General features: G+C 42.3%; 10 protein-coding genes. All 10 read left to right on the top strand.

What is annotated here, in order from left to right; all coding sequences use genetic code 11:
* Nucleotides 1-124: 124 nt before the first annotated feature.
* The gene (locus AOT13_RS00705; protein ID WP_013876255.1) at nucleotides 125-688 is read left to right on the top strand and encodes a 3D domain-containing protein; all 564 of its coding nucleotides are present in this window, start codon (nucleotides 125-127) and stop codon (nucleotides 686-688) included.
* A 472-nt stretch (nucleotides 689-1,160) separates the two neighbouring features.
* Nucleotides 1,161-1,751: a hypothetical protein gene (locus AOT13_RS00700; RefSeq protein ID WP_042384543.1), complete on the top strand. Its 591-nt coding sequence runs from the start codon at nucleotides 1,161-1,163 to the stop codon at nucleotides 1,749-1,751.
* A gap of 76 nt (nucleotides 1,752-1,827) precedes the next feature.
* A complete protein-coding gene (locus AOT13_RS00695) occupies nucleotides 1,828-2,763 on the top strand; it encodes a DUF6792 domain-containing protein (RefSeq protein ID WP_335645868.1) in 936 nt (311 codons plus the stop codon).
* A 65-nt stretch (nucleotides 2,764-2,828) separates the two neighbouring features.
* Entirely contained in the window at nucleotides 2,829-3,830 is a 1,002-nt protein-coding gene (locus AOT13_RS00690) for a hypothetical protein (RefSeq protein WP_042384538.1), read from the top strand.
* A 491-nt stretch (nucleotides 3,831-4,321) separates the two neighbouring features.
* A complete protein-coding gene (locus AOT13_RS00685) occupies nucleotides 4,322-4,615 on the top strand; it encodes a WXG100 family type VII secretion target (protein ID WP_003248133.1) in 294 nt (97 codons plus the stop codon).
* A gap of 80 nt (nucleotides 4,616-4,695) precedes the next feature.
* Nucleotides 4,696-4,935, top strand: coding sequence for an ESX secretion system protein YukD (gene yukD, locus AOT13_RS00680; RefSeq protein WP_003248135.1), 240 nt, complete (start codon nucleotides 4,696-4,698; stop codon nucleotides 4,933-4,935).
* A 33-nt stretch (nucleotides 4,936-4,968) separates the two neighbouring features.
* A complete protein-coding gene (essB, locus tag AOT13_RS00675) occupies nucleotides 4,969-6,249 on the top strand; it encodes a type VII secretion protein EssB (RefSeq protein WP_042384535.1) in 1,281 nt (426 codons plus the stop codon).
* Nucleotides 6,250-6,292: 43 nt separating this feature from the next.
* Nucleotides 6,293-10,732: a type VII secretion protein EssC gene (gene essC, locus AOT13_RS00670; RefSeq protein ID WP_042384532.1), complete on the top strand. Its 4,440-nt coding sequence runs from the start codon at nucleotides 6,293-6,295 to the stop codon at nucleotides 10,730-10,732.
* Nucleotides 10,733-10,751: 19 nt separating this feature from the next.
* Nucleotides 10,752-13,538 (top strand): type VII secretion protein EsaA, encoded by a 2,787-nt coding sequence (esaA, locus tag AOT13_RS00665; RefSeq protein WP_042384530.1) that lies wholly within the window; start codon nucleotides 10,752-10,754, stop codon nucleotides 13,536-13,538.
* Entirely contained in the window at nucleotides 13,528-14,019 is a 492-nt protein-coding gene (essA, locus tag AOT13_RS00660; RefSeq protein WP_042384528.1) for a type VII secretion protein EssA, read from the top strand. Before esaA ends, essA begins: the two co-directional genes overlap by 11 nt.
* The last annotated feature ends 8 nt before the right edge of the window (nucleotides 14,020-14,027 follow it).

Below are 14,027 nucleotides of genomic sequence, written 5' to 3'. Positions count from 1 at the left end.
CAATTATGTTTTCATTTTGTAATATAATTACTAACTCTATGAAACATAATTGTTACATTTTATTGATATTCTGTTGTTGCGAATTTAAGCAAGGGGAAGAAATTTAAGTAAGGGGGGCAGTATCTTGAAAAAATTACTATTATCTATTACTTCATCATTCTTTCTAGCATTTGGATTTTCAGGAGCTGCATCGGCAGCCGGTACATATCAGGTAAAAAGTGGTGACACTCTTTGGGATATAGCTAAAAAGCATAAAGTGACTGTCAGCCAGCTTAAGAGCTGGAATAACCTTAAAAGCGATTTGATCAAACCAAAGCAGGTTTTAAAGATTTCAGGAACGACAACCAAAGCGGCTGCTAAAACAACAGTAAAAAAGGCGGCAGCCAAAACAGCAGCGTACAAAACAATCACCGTTAAAGCATATGCTTATACAGTAAACTGCAAAGGGTGCAGCGGGATAACGGCTACAGGCTTAAATTTAAAGAAAAATCCTTCGCTGAAAGTTATTGCCGTTGATCCAAAGGTAATTCCGTTAGGCTCAAAGGTTTATGTGGAAGGTTACGGCTATGCGGTTGCAGCTGATAAAGGAGGCGGAATCAGAGGCAACAAAATTGACGTATTCATGCCAACAAAAGCAAAAGCTATCCAATGGGGTGTGAGAACAGTAAAAGTTAAAGTATATAAATAATCAAGGAGCCGGCAGATGCCGGCTTTTTTCATAAATATAGCACCTTACCTTCCAACAAAAAACATTTATAACTTACTTAATTTCATGAATTCGCTTGGATATATAAAATAAAGTAAATTTTGTGCTTTTATCTTCGCCGCAGAGGAAAGCAAAGAGACAGACAGTGAGCCTTTTCCTCCTAGATTCCGCGTGTACCGCCCTTCAATAAACATATAGAGCCAGTCTCCACATTATTTTTCCAATTCAGCAACAAGGCCTTAAGTCATAAAATATCTGCATTCCCGCCTAAAATCACACGGATTTCTAGTTCTTTTTGCTTAAATATGGATATAATAACATTTTTTGTTGAACATTCTGCTGACATATGATACGTATAGAGAGAATGGAGATAATTGGGAAAGGAGAACATCGTTTGCTTAAGAGATGGAGGAACTTGTTGCTATTGGCGTTAATATTGATCGGGGGGTGTGAGATGGATTCGAAAGCTCAACCAGAGAAGTTGCCGGATACGGTGGCATTTCAAGACGAGTTTACCCGGGAATTTATGGTCTCGCCAAAAGAAGTGAAGGAGGGGTATTACTTATTTAAGTCAAAAACCGGCGGTTTTACGATGTGGTTTCCGAAAGACGCGAAAATAAACAGAGGATTGTATGAAAAGCATGACAAATATTATGAATCTTCCGTTATTGCGGGAGTGAGAGAGCAGGAGAATATCATATACGATATTGATATGGTATATGAAAATAGATTAAGGACAGAAGATATTGAGTCGGACCTATTTTTGTTATCAGCTGATGCCGATTATAATGGGGAATACACAAAGATAGAAGCTGACCGCAGTACCATTTATTTTGCCAAAAATGAACAACATATATCTGTAGATAACAAGAAAGATATTGTTTATAAATTTTTTGCCTATATAAAATCAAATCATAGCCACCAAGGGGTACAATTTATATATGGGGTCAGTTGCAAGGATGCTGACCGGGGATGCCATATCAATGTGGACAAAGAGGAAGAAAGGGCAAAAATGTTGATGAAATCCATTGAATTTCACGATTGAGGGATATGGAGGTGGGAGCACCGTGTCTCAGAAACTGGTTTTGGATACAGATCTCTTGCGGGCAAGAGTGATGAGTTTGGAATACAAACATTTGACTGCGGAGGAAATCAGGCGCATCTACATTGAAGAAACAGGAAGCAATCCCCCTGCCCAAATCCATGTTTATCATTCGGAAGACTTTAGAAATGTAAACGTCAACGATTCTGGCTTTGACGGGACGATTATTCATTTTTATGATGAAGAAAAGGGAATCAATCAAATGTATACCATCGCACGAGGAAGCGAAAAACGGGAAAAAGATACATGGAAACCACTGGATTGGGCGTACAATGCTTTGGGGATTTTCGTTGGACAAAGCAGAAGCCAATATAGAGATGCATTGGAATTTGACCGAAAAGTAACACAAATCATTACCGAAGAATTAAAGCGTAAAGGTCAAACAATCGAACTGAAAAAAATCGGATTGGGTCATTCGCAGGGCGGGAACCACGCTGAAATGATCCAGCTCACTGAACATCGATTTAGCCAAGTGTATGTCATTAACGATGCACCGCCCAGTGCGTATCAACTGGCATATATAGATAAAAGATTTCGATATGAATTAGCTAAAAAATTTACTCCAAATATATTGTCAGATTACAACTTAATCTACTCCATCCCCCCTTCCAAGCTTAAATCCTTTGCGGAAGAATACTACAAAAAGCAAATCGACGAGCGTTCGATTCATCATCTGACCGCCGAAGAGGATCTATTGTATGCGGTGAGCGGGGTGCGAGGGTTCGCGGAATTGGTTCATTTGATTCATCAGGAAATGAAATGTGGAAGGGGGCAAATCATCGACAAAACCAATGAAGCGGTTGAGCAGTATCAAAAAAGGAATCTATTATCCAATGATCTGTATAAAAACTCAATGAATACTGCCGCTCAGCGATATACAAACATGATTAATGATATGAGGGGACAACATATCACTTTGTATTATGATGTCATCATTCGGGAAAAGAAAAGGTAATATGCATATACATGGGAAAATGATGATGCAGTTTCGAATGGAAAAAGAAAAAAGGTGTCCATAAGATGGTGCTTTCAAGAACAGAAGGGAGAATGATTATGAAAACATACCGAGCCGTTTTAGCGGCCATCACGATGCTTGTAAGCCTGGTGTTATTCGGATGCACTCATGAGGAAACAAGAAGCAAAAAACCGGGGGAAGAAAGCGAAACACGGGTAAAAATTCCGTCCGACAAAGAATTAATTGCTATTATTGATGATAATTTGAAAGCGTTTGATGAGGGAAATGTGGATAAATATATGGAAACAATCCATACGCAGTCCCCTCTTTATGAACAAAGCAGAAAATTGGTAGAGGAAATCAGCAAAGCGTATAAATTGAAAACGGAGATATCCAATGTTGAAGTGATGGAAAAATCGGAGAAAGAAGCAAAAGTGAAGTTTACACAAAAGACAGTAAAAATCGAAGGACCTGCGTTTCGAGATAACGAGATAACTGGCTATCATGTGTTGCGTCCTGAAAAAGGGACATGGAAAATATACAACACGGTAATGACAAAGAGCGTTTTTTTAGATGAGAATGGCAATCCGCTGGAGACAAATGGGCAAGATGGAAAGAACCAAATCGAACAAATGGATTTAAAGTTTGATGAGCGAAAATGGGTGCTTGACCACTTTGACTCAGCTAACGGGGAATCCATTTGGGAGTTTGTGTTGGAGGGCGAAAGTGTTGAAAACTGGACGGAGCTATATACGATACATCGTTTTGAAAAAATGAATTCAACAGTTGGACTGAAATCCTGGCTAGAGGCGTATAAACAAGCGCTGGCCGAAGCGACAAACGGACACTTCACCTTCCATACATTTGAGTCAACAGGCCAGGAAGAAATATATGAATTCATTGTTAAAGATGCGAAAGTGCAAGATGATCAACATGAAGTGGCTCGTTTGTTTGCTCAAGGAGATGATTTATATCTTGTACGATATACAAAATTAGGAGAGGCGATGCCAGATAAAACAAGAGACGAGTGGATCCAGCGCTTGAAACAGTTTAAAGCGCGAAAATAATCACAACAGCGCAAGTATGGTGAAACGGGGAATGCATGTTTTTCACCATGCTTTTTTATGAATTTTGTCATTTTCCGCAAGCTGCCGGCACGGGGATCCGAAGAAAAAAGGAAACATGACAAACTCCATTAAGGATGAGATAGCTAAGCACATAGGCAGAAATTTAGTAAAAAATATGGATTTCTAGGACGAAATGCACAAAGCCGCGCGATATAACAGCGATTTGCTAGCCGATATGAATCGGCAGCGAATTGCCTTGTCCTATGATGTGATGATCTTGCTGAAGATAAGTAGATAATCACGGTTCATTTTTCCTGTTTTTTTTATTTTTTTATGATCCCATTAAGGAAAAAGGCTTATATGGATAAGTGTATTTTATTTAAAAATTGGTATTATATCCTTATTTTTATATAATTGCCTATATATTGTTGACTGAATATTCTTTTTTTCGTTAAAATATAAGGGAAAATATGGATACAGGGGGAGAGAAAATGTCGGGAGTGATTCGCCTAACACCGGAAGAGTTGCGCGGAGTCGCAAGACAATATAATACGGAAAGCTCTAATGTCACGGAATTAATTTCAAGACTGGATCAAATGAGCAATGTGCTGCAAGGAATTTGGGAAGGTGCTTCCAGCGAAGCATTTATCCAGCAGTATCACGAGTTGCGCCCATCATTTGAAAAAATGGCTGTACTATTGAATGAAATCGCGCAACAATTGCACAATTCCGCTACGATTCTGGAAGAAACAGATCAGCAAATCGCCAGCCAAATCCGTGGATAAAGAGCGATATGTTTGGAAAAAAGCGCTACAAATCTTAAGAAGATTATGGCGCTTTTTTCTATATTGGGAGGATTATTGTTATGTATATTCAAGTGACCATCGATCTTCGGCATTATACAGAGGATATATTTGACCTTCGCCTGTCCAATTTTTATTCGATCAAAAAGCTCATTGATATCGTTTGGCAGTTAAAAAGCATATCGGCACCGCCAAGAGAAGGCTACTGGGTGCGGGTGGACAATAAACAAATGGTCTGCCCGGGCTATTTTACATTAAAGGACAGCGGAATTACCGATGGAGACCGCATTGTGATATTGTAGCCATTGAGAAAGAGAAAAGGAGCACTATTATTTATGGAAGAGAAAAAGACTTATTTGGAAACGCAAATCGATGCCGTAATGACAAAGGATAAACATTATACGATTATCTTCCAGCGCGCGAAATTAAGAATGCAGCATCCGCTAGAGTTGCAGATCGTAAAGGAAATCGATTCTTATTTATTGCGGGATATTGACATATCCGAGGATGAAGTGAAAATCACCATCACTCCGCCCGCGTCGTGTTTTCCGTTTCCAGTTGTACGGAAAAAGTCGCTGCTTTCCCGGCTAAGAGCGGCATATCAACTCGTCACAAAAGTGAAAAATCACTCGCGTCGCCGGTTTATCCTTATTGTTTGTCCGGAGAATCTCGTGTTTGATCACGGGTTGGAGCCTTTTTTCCTTCATGTTGGAATAAAGGAGAGCCTGCCGCCGTATGAGCCGGATGAAGCGCGCCTCCTTCAAGAAGTTAAAGCGACGGTGCTGGCATTGACAGACGGGCAATACCAATTCGAAGAATACTTGAAATTTCACGAAACATTAAAATATTCCGCTATTGCCAAGGAAATGTTGCAAGCAGAAAACTTAGAAACGCTTTTGTCCATTTTAGAACGATGGATGGATGAGGAAGAAGCGAAAGAACAGTCGTCTGTGCATATTCCAAAACGAAAATGGAACGTACAACGATATATTTTCTTTTCGATAGTAGCTTTGTTGATTCCTGCTATCATTTATATGTTTTATTCGGTCTTTTTTTTACAGCCAAAACAAAAAGCATATGTCCAAAGTGCAGAGCTGTTTTTACAGAATAAATATAGCGACGTGATTACTGCGCTGGAAAATTACCCTCCAGAAAAGATGCCGTATGTCGTGCAATATGAACTGGCTTCTTCCTATGTCATGACGGAGTCGCTTACTGAAGAACAACGGAAAGTAGTATTAAATAATATTACGTTGAAAACAGACCCGCAGTATTTGCTTTATTGGATTTATATCGGCCGGGGGAGAAGCGAAGAGGCGATCGAATTGGCGAGAGCGATGGAAGATCGGGAACTGATTGTGTATGGCTTGTTAAAACATCGCGAAGAGATTAAGGCGGATGAAAAGTTGTCCGGGGAGGAGAAGAAGCAAAAGTTAGAAGAAATTGATAGAGAGATAGAAGAATATAAGAGAGAACGCGAGGAACAGGAACAGCAATCGGAAGAAGAAGAAAAGCAAGAAGAGCCAAACCAGCAGCAGTCCACCACACCGGCACCTAATCATACGCCGCCTGCATCGAATAGCGTGCCGCCAAACAATGTGGAAACAAAACAATAAATGGAATAAAATGGATAAACAAGCATCATAGGAGAGGAATGAGATGAGTCAATTATGGATTTTTTATGAAGATATTTGCCAGCTATTCCCGCTGACAGGACAAGAAGATTGCGTTTTTATTGGAAATAAACTGGAGCACGATGTCACCATCCCATCTTTTTTGTTTCGTAACGGATATATGGAAATAAGAAAACAAACTGATGCTTCTGTCATGGTGGTACTACAGGGAGATAAACGAATTGGAGAGCTGAAGCCGTGTGTTCCCGTTACGGTCGATGAGGATGGACAAACAATCACGGTCGTGTGGCTGGACGAGGAAATAAAACAACACATTTATTACGTTGGCAATAAAACCGAATTAATGGCGGCTCCTGATCCACAGGCAGATATTCAAACAAAAACGGCGAGGGTATCGTTTGTCAAACAGAAGGGAGAATGGTTCGTTATCCCAAACCGATCATCGCCTCTGTTTCTTAATGGCGTGAAAATATCCGATGCGGTTTCTTTGCAAAACGGGGATGTGATCCTTTGTCCGTATGTACAATTTGTGTTTTTAGAGGATGATTTATTATCGGTCACGAGCGGACAAGAGATAGCATCTTCGCTGACGGAAACAGTGCCGCCGGTTTCGGAAATGAAAAAAAAGTATCCTGTTTATCACCGGACACCGCGTATGATTTATGAACTGCCGAGCGAAAAGGTTGCGATTTCCTTTCCAAGCCAAGAAGGAGACGGGGATCAGCGCGGCTTATGGCTTATGATTTTACCGCCGTTGCTGATGCTGCTTGTGATGGGAATTATTGCTTTCATTCAACCGCGGGGTATCTTTATTCTCATTTCGATCGTGATGTTTGCGACAACGCTGGTGACATCGACGGTGCAATATTTTCGGGAAAGAAAAAATCGCAAAACACGGAAAGAGAAGCGCCGGCGCATTTATACAAATTATTTGACACAAAAGCGGGAAGAGCTTCATGCGCTGTCCGAGAAACAAAGAAACGTGCTATATTATCACTTTCCGTCCTTTGAAAAGATGAAATCGCTTGCCTTGCAGATTAGCGACCGCATTTGGGAACGAACGATGGAAAGCGACGATTTCCTTCATCTTCGCATCGGAAAAGCGGATGTCCCATCTACCTATGAAGTGTCGGTAAGTATGGGGGATTTGGCCAACCGGGAAATCGACGATTTATTAGAGCAGGCCCAACAGATGGCGCGAACTTATCAAACCGTTAAAAATGTGCCGCTTACGATTGATTTGTCCAGCGGGGCGATGGGAATGATCGGGAAAACTGCGATTGTTAATCATGAGATTCAGCAGCTTGTTGGGCAAATCGCCTTTTTCCACAGTTACCATGATGTACGGTTTGTGGCCATCTTTTCTGAAAAGGATTATAAGGATTGGGAATGGATGAAATGGCTTCCGCATTTCCAACTGCCCAATTCTTTCGCGAAAGGATTTATTTATAACGAACAGACGCGTGACCAATTGTTATCGTCCATTTACGAAATGTTGAGGGAGCGCGACTTGGACGAAGAAAAAGAGAAAAAACGGTTTTCCCCGCATTTTGTGTTTATCGTCGCCAACCGCTCTTTAATTGCGGAGCATGTCATTTTGGAATATTTGGAGGAAAAAAACGAAGAAGTCGGTATTTCCGTGATTTTTGCTTCCGATACAAAGGAAAGTTTAACAGAAAACATTCATACGCTCGTGCAATATATTAACGAGCGGGATGGAGAAATTTTAATCCAGCACCGGAAAGCGGCGCATATTCCGTTTACCCTCGATGAACATACACGGGAAGGAAACGAGCGGTTCGCACGGTTATTGCGCTCTTTAGATCATCAAAGAGGGATGCATAATTCTATTCCGGAAAAAGTCACGTTTCTCGAATTGCTTCAAGTGAAGAAAGCGGAAGAGATAAATATAAAGGAAAATTGGATGATTCATCAGCCTTCGCGCTCGTTGGCCGTGCCAATTGGATTAAAAGGCAAAAAAGACGTTGTGGAGCTGAACTTGCATGAAAAAGCGCACGGTCCGCACGGGCTTGTCGCGGGGACGACAGGATCGGGGAAAAGTGAGCTGCTGCAAACGTACATTTTGTCATTGGCGGTGCATTTTCACCCTCATGAAGTCGCGTTTTTGCTCATTGACTATAAGGGAGGCGGAATGGCGCAGCCGTTTAAAAACATTCCGCATTTATTAGGGACGATTACTAATATTCATGGCAGCAAAAACTTCAGCGCCCGCGCGCTGGCTTCCATTAACAGTGAGCTGAAAAAGCGGCAGCGCTTGTTTGATAGATATGAAGTCAATCATATCAATGATTATATGGAGTTATATAAACAAGGAAAAGCGAAACAGCCTCTTCCCCATCTATTCTTAATCGCTGACGAATTCGCTGAATTAAAAAGCGAAGAACCGGATTTTATTCGCGAATTGGTGAGTGCGGCGCGGATTGGCCGCAGCCTGGGAGTCCATCTTATTTTAGCGACACAAAAGCCGAAAGGAGTCATTGACGAGCAAATTTGGAGCAATGCCCGCTTTCGCATCAGTTTAAAAGTGCAAGATGCTAGCGACAGTAAGGAAATATTGAAAAACGGCGATGCGGCTACAATTACGGTAACAGGACGTGCGTATCTTCAAGTTGGAAATAATGAGGTATATGAGTTATTTCAATCGGCATGGAGCGGTGCGCCGTATATGGAAGAAGGCGTTGAATCAGAAGATGAGATTTATATTGTCACAGATTTAGGGCTTGTTCCGGTTTCGAATATTGACGCGGAAATGAAGAAAAACAAGAAAAAACAAAAAACAGAAATCGAAATGGTTGTTCAAGAAATTATCAAAACGCAGCAGCAACTCGGGATCGAAAAGCTGCCGAGCCCATGGCTGCCGCCGTTATCTTCGCGCCTGCATCGTCCTGCTTTGCAAGAACGAGACACCGTTTATTTTCCAATTGGTCTAAAAGATGAACCGGAACTGCAGCGGCAATCAGACTACTTATATCAATGGATGGAAGATGGAAATGTCGGCATTTTTGGTTCTGCGGGATATGGGAAATCGACAACGGCGATGACATTGTTAATGAGCTTTGCGTCCGTCTATAGTCCAGAACAGCTTCATTATTACATTTTCGATTTCGGAAACAACGCGTTGCTGCCGCTGCGGCAATTGCCGCATACAGCTGATTATTTTCGGCTCGATGATGAAAAGAAGATTGAGAAATTTATGAAGTTAATGAAAGAAGAGATCGAACAGCGAAAACAGCGTTTCATGGAAAAAGAAGTAAGCACGATTAAATGGTATAACACGCTTTCTGAAGAAAAGCTCCCGATTATCTTTATCGCGATTGACAACTTTGATCTTGTCAAAGAAGAAATGCCGGAGCTGGAAACACAGCTCATTCAATATGCCCGAGACGGGCAATCGCTTGGAATATTTTTGATGATAACGGCAACAAGGGTTAGCGGAGTTCGCCCGCCGCTCATGAACAATTTAAAAACAAAAATCGTTCATTATTTCCTTGACAGTTCGGAACGGTTTTCCATCATTGGACGAACTCCGTACGAGGTCGAGCCGGTTCCAGGGCGGGCGCTCATAAAAAAAGAGCAAGCGGTTTTAACGCAAATTTATCTTCCGGCTGATGGGGAAGATGACATCGCGGTGCTTGAAAATATGAAAGAAGAGATCGCAAAGCTGACAGAAAAATATAAAAGCATGCGCAAGCCGCAGCCGATTCCAATGCTTCCAGCGCAATTGCCGTTTGCGCTCTTTGCGAAAACGTATATCGTTCAGCGACAGCCTGGTTTGATTCCAATCGGGCTTGATGAAGAGACGGTTCGCCCGGTTTCCCTTCATATACAAACCAATCCGCATTGCCTTGTAATAGGGCAGCCGCGCAAAGGGAAGACGAATGCGATCAAATTGATATTGGAATCATTGCTCGCCCAGCCGACGGCAGGCATCGGGCTGTTTGATGGAGTGGACCGCGGCCTTGCTTTATACGCTAATAAAGAAAACGTTACCTATATAGAAACAAAAGAGCAAATGCACCATTGGCTGGATGAAGCGAGCGGAATACTGCAGAAGAGGGAGAAAGAGTACTTAGCGGCAATTGGGAAAGCGGATGTTCATGCCCAAGCTTTTTCACCTGTTGTTTTCGTCGCGGATAGCCTTTCTCGGCTTCAGCAGTCAGCCGATAGTAAAATTCACGAGCGAATCGCGATGATGATGAAGCGGTACAGCCATCTTGGATTTAGTGTCATTGTTGCAGGAAACGCAAATGAATTTACGAAAGGTTTTGATGCGCTGACAACTGAACTGAAACAAGTTCGGCAAGCGATCCTCGTCATGAAAAAATCGGAACAAAGTTTGTTTGCATTGCCATTTACGCGACATGAACCGGAAGTGGACCCAGGGTTCGGCTATTTTGTCGCCAATGGCAAAGAACAGAAAATACAAATCCCAAAAGCAGAATAAAGGAAATAAGGTGGATCATATGACGGAAAAATGGAAAATCGTCAAGTTGATTGCGAAAATTGTGTTTATTGTTGCTCTTCCTGTACTGTTCTTTACGTTCATTGGCCATAACCCGATGAAGGTAACAGAACGGACGACGAACCGAATCGCGGTAGTTAATGAAGATGTAGGAGCTGATTATAATAAAAAAACATACGAATTCGGCAAAGAAATTGTACCAGCTCTTGATGACGATTCTGATTATCAGTGGTCTGTCGTCAATCGCAGCCAAGCGGAAAAAGGGCTGGCGGACGGCCAATATGACGCTGTTGTGTATTTGCCATCCGATTTTTCGAGAAACATTTTGACCTTTAATGAGAAAAAGCCGCTTAAGGCAACCATCCAATATAAAATCCAGCCAAATCTTGAGGCGAAAAATCGGGAGCAGGTACAGAGAGAACTAGAAGCGGCGAAAAATACGATCAACCAAAAAATGTCTACGCTGTATTGGAGTTATGTCGGCCAAGCGGTAGAAGATATTCGCAAAAAATTTAGCGCTATTTTGGAAAAAGAAATCGCTTTTCAAAAGACGATGTACGATTTTTACACTCCCAGCTCTGCCAAATTAACAAAAGAGATCGAGAGCCAAAAGAAGATGCTTGAACAACTGCTTTCATCTTCGAAAAATGCCGAAAGCTCCTCCAATGACACGTTGAAAGGTTTGGAGCAGGCGGAAGCAGAAATTGCTTCGTTTATCGAAGATATTCAGATGTATAAAGAGTATCAGCAACGGCAGCATGACATCATTCAACAAGGAATTCGGCAGTATGAAACGATGATAAGCGGGGGATTGCGTTCCGTCGTAGAACGGCCATGGAATGTCAGACCGGAGTTGGAATTAAGCAGCCAAACCTTGCTGCAATCTGTGTCTAAATTGCGCAATATGGTTACGGACAGCCATACGGCGCTGACAAGTCTCTATAACCAGCTGGAAAATTCAAATGTTTATGAACGGCTCTTGGAGTCGCAAAAAGACCTCATCCGTCAATATCAGCAACAAACAGATGCAAAGATATTGGACGAAGTGCAGCAAAAACTTATTCCGCTCCGTCAGCGGCTGCAATCTGCCACCGCTCCGTCAGCACCGAATGAACAGCCGGGGCCGGGAGAGCTGCCACAGCCATCAGGGAACGGGCAGTGGCTGGATAGGCTCGAGCAGCAGCTGGCATCTTTAAAGACCGAGTTGCGAACGGCGAAACCGCAACTCCCGCAAGAGACGAAGGAAGGGCAAGATGCATCGGGAAGCTGGGGGGATATTGACAATGCCATAAATCAGCTGGAAGTGGAAATGCAAAAAGCAAAAGAAGCATGGCAAAAGCAGTTAGCCTTCGAGCAGCAATGGCAAGAAAAATACGCGCAATTGGCAAAACAGTTGGCCGCGCTAGCGAATAATGACAGCGGACAATCGGAAGAAACAGTGGTGCAACAAATTGTCGAAAAAGAACAAGCGATTCTTCAGTCTCCGTCGTTATCCGAAGAGCGAAAACAACAATTATCAGCACAATTTCAGCCGGCTATTCAAAGCAGAAACATGAATGATCTCCTCGCATATTTCTATTGGTTATCGGTTTTTGAAGATACGTTAAAGCGAATGGAGAATTTTGATGAAGCACTTGTGGATCAGCTGATTTTAAATTGGAAGGAAAAAGCAGATATTTTCCAAACTTTATTGAATATTCATAGCGGAATTTATCAGCTGCAGGATGGCTCGGCCACTTCTTTGCACGGCGCAGAAGCGGTCGAAAACAACGTCCATTCTTTTGTGGAAGTAACATTCGAGTATGATAAAAATGTGGAAAAAATGCAAGCAGAGCTGATGGGACAATTGCAATCACTAAACGATGCCGCGAATGAAGTAACGGCACAGCTCCAGCAAACCATGGATGAAGAAGGAACCATACAATCAACGGTGGGAGCCGACAATGGTGAATTTGTTATTGCCATCCAGCAAAATACGCTGCAAGATATCACACAAATTTCTGATTTAGTCACTTCCATTGCCGAAGGGCAAGACCGGATTATCGATTACACCAATGAGATGCATGAAAAAGTGGCATCGGTCCAAGGACGGGCGGATGAGTTAAACAACAAATGGGCAACTAATGTCAATACAACCAAACAAATTAAAAACGATGTTTATCGTCTGTTAGACAATACGATGGTTGACAAACAAACCAACGGATATGTGTATGATTATTTAACCAATCCGGTACAAGTAAGCGGAGATATTCCGAAAGAGAAAGCAACGTACACGCCGCCTGTCGTGATGCTTGTCATTGTTTTGCTCTGCGGCATGCTCATCGGGTTTTTCCTGCATTATTATTCTTCCGTGCCGCTTATGCTGCAGCTGGCATTGCTGATCATAATGAACTTGCTTGTTGGTTTCATCATCAGCACATATGGATTGCGAATTTATCCGATGCAAGAGGTGCAGGCGCTTAAATGGAGCATTTTTACCATTATCTTATTATTTTTCTGTTCCGCCATTGTTCGCTTGGCCTTTTTCATCGGACCGTTTACCGGCTGGGTGCTCGGAGTCGGCTTAATCCTGTTTTTCATTACTCCATTACTCGACTTAGTATTGCCTAACTTTAGCTTTGATCATCCGATATCAGAAACATATATGTCGATTCAATATGGAGACCAGCAAGCATTTTATCCAGCTGTCATTACGTTAGGAGTTGTTACCGTGCTTATGTCCGCTGTTCCGTTTTTGAAGCAGCGCCTGGACGCTCTGCAGAAGGAGGCGGAAACATATGAAGGGTAGAAGACGTCTTATGATGTTCTGTTTCCCCTTTCTCTGCTCTGTATTGGCTGCGATGGGAATGACGGTTTACGCGGAATCGGATGAGTGGCCGGAAATTGAACCAAATCAATATCAGCGGCAGGACATCGAATTGCGCACCGATTATCTTCATGAAGAGTCGCTGCTTGACGAAAAGAGAGATTTGCCAGAGGTGCAAACATCGCTGACATTTCAAAGACCGGCCTCTTCTTTCTTTGAGCGAACAAAAGCGCAGTTGTTTTTATCGGGAGAAAAAGAAACGAATACGATTGCCGTCAAAGCGGAAAAGCTGCGATTGTTTGCTAACACTTCAACACAATCGGTTCCGTCTCGCCAGCCATTGGACGAGACGGAACAAATATCATCATCGTTTCTGCCATGGCTGTTCGGCTTTTTCATTTTCGGATTTCTTATTGTCATCTTCACGGTAATCGTTCCACGCATGAAAAAGTTTGTTCCGTAAACAGGTTA

The organism is Parageobacillus thermoglucosidasius, assembly GCF_001295365.1.
Taxonomy (GTDB): Bacteria; Bacillota; Bacilli; order Bacillales; family Anoxybacillaceae; genus Parageobacillus; species Parageobacillus thermoglucosidasius.
This window is presented reverse-complemented; position numbering and strand designations above follow the sequence as displayed.

What these genes read in the sequence shown, in the direction of transcription:
- AOT13_RS00700 (WP_042384543.1), top strand. Translation starts at nt 1,161, where the DNA reads ATGGATTCGAAAGCTCAACCAGAGAAGTTGCCGGATACGGTGGCATTT.
- essA (WP_042384528.1), top strand. Translation starts at nt 13,528, where the DNA reads ATGAAGGGTAGAAGACGTCTTATGATGTTCTGTTTCCCCTTTCTCTGC.
- AOT13_RS00690 (WP_042384538.1), top strand. Translation starts at nt 2,829, where the DNA reads ATGGTGCTTTCAAGAACAGAAGGGAGAATGATTATGAAAACATACCGA.
- AOT13_RS00685 (WP_003248133.1), top strand. Translation starts at nt 4,322, where the DNA reads ATGTCGGGAGTGATTCGCCTAACACCGGAAGAGTTGCGCGGAGTCGCA.
- esaA (WP_042384530.1), top strand. Translation starts at nt 10,752, where the DNA reads ATGACGGAAAAATGGAAAATCGTCAAGTTGATTGCGAAAATTGTGTTT.
- yukD (WP_003248135.1), top strand. Translation starts at nt 4,696, where the DNA reads ATGTATATTCAAGTGACCATCGATCTTCGGCATTATACAGAGGATATA.
- essC (WP_042384532.1), top strand. Translation starts at nt 6,293, where the DNA reads ATGAGTCAATTATGGATTTTTTATGAAGATATTTGCCAGCTATTCCCG.
- essB (WP_042384535.1), top strand. Translation starts at nt 4,969, where the DNA reads ATGGAAGAGAAAAAGACTTATTTGGAAACGCAAATCGATGCCGTAATG.